At 58.4% G+C, this 1,464-nt stretch carries 1 protein-coding gene; it reads left to right on the top strand.

Going from position 1 to position 1,464, the window contains the following annotated elements:
* Positions 1-85: 85 nt before the first annotated feature.
* A protein-coding gene (locus A9976_RS28595) for an IS3 family transposase (protein ID WP_255469105.1) occupies positions 86-1,431 on the top strand; the annotation gives its coding sequence in 2 pieces (ribosomal slippage) (positions 86-530 and positions 530-1,431; 1,347 coding nt in all).
* Positions 1,432-1,464 lie beyond the last annotated feature (33 nt).

Below are 1,464 nucleotides of genomic sequence, written 5' to 3'. Positions count from 1 at the left end.
TGAACTCCGTCATGCAAAAAAAAGCCCGCCAGTTTGAACTGACCCCCGAAAGTTGGACATTGATCCAACCTTCGGGGGTTTTTACATGGCGAAGTACGACGAGCAGTTCAAGTTAAAGGTGGTGCGGGAGTATTTGAAGGGTACTGAGAGCGGTCGGTCGGTGGCGGCGCGTCACGAACTGGACCATTCAGTTGTCCGACGATGGGTTGAGAGCTATCGCGTGCATGGTTTAGCGGGCCTGCGCCGGCAGTCAGGCACGTACAGCGCACCCTTTAAGCAGTCTGTGTTGCGCAAGATCCGCGACCAAGGGCTATCCGACACCGAGGCTGCGACTCTGCTGGGGATCCGCAGTTCAGGTCATATTGGGAAGTGGCGAGCCCAGTATGATGCTGGGGGTATAGAGGCGTTGGCGCGCAAGCGTCCAGGAGCAAGCATGCCCCATAAATACCCACCGGAGCCCGTGTCCAAGGACATGACCAAGGAAGAGCTTCTCGAGGAAGTTGCGAACCTGCGAGCGGAGTTGGACTACCTAAAAAAGCTCGATGCCTTGATCGAAGCGGAAAAGACCAAAGCGCTCGTTGGAAAGCGCAAGTGGTCCGAGGATTGAGGCATAAGCATCCGCTGGAACGACTGCTGAGCGTGGCTGGATTGTCACGCAGCACGTTCTACTACCACCTGAAGGCGTTGGACGCCGCAGACCCGTACGCCGAGTTAAAGCAACGTATCGGCGCGGTCTTCGCGCGCCACAAAGGCCGCTATGGCTACCGCCGGATCACGGCGGTCTTGCGCCAGGCTGGTGAGCTGGTGAACCACAAGACAGTGCAGAAATTGATGCAGGCGCTGGGCTTGAAGTCGCTCGTGCGCGCCAAGAAGTACCGCTCATACCGAGGCCAGTCACATCACGTGGCGGCCAACGTGTTGGCGCGTAACTTCGAGGCGGCGCGTCCGCACGAGAAGTGGGTGACCGATGTGACAGAGTTCAAGGTGCGTGGTGAGAAGTTGTACTTGTCGCCGGTGATGGATCTGTACAACGGCGAGATCGTGGCCTACGAAACCAGCCGACGACCGGTGTTCAAGCTCGTGGGCAGCATGTTGAAAAAGGCGCTGGCTCGGCTACGTCCGGCAGACCGCCCCGTCCTGCACTCCGACCAGGGATGGCAGTACCAGCAGCCCAACTACCGTCGCATGCTCGCCGCCCGGTCAGTGACGCAGAGCATGTCACGCAAGGGAAACTGCTTGGACAATGCCGCCATGGAGAGCTTCTTCGGGACGTTGAAGGCCGAGTTCTTCCACCTGAACCGCTTCGAGAGCATCGACCAGTTGCAGGTGGGCATCAGGCAGTACATCCGTTACTACAATCACGACCGCATCAAGCTCAAGCTAAAAGGCCTGAGCCCGGTGCAATACCGAGCTCAGGCCTTCGGGCTTTAGCTTCTGACCGTCCAACTTCTGGGGGTCAGTTCA

The sequence above is a fragment of the Delftia sp. UME58 genome, assembly GCF_014170385.1.
In the GTDB taxonomy this organism is placed as follows: domain Bacteria; phylum Pseudomonadota; class Gammaproteobacteria; order Burkholderiales; family Burkholderiaceae_C; genus Comamonas; species Comamonas acidovorans.
This window is presented reverse-complemented; position numbering and strand designations above follow the sequence as displayed.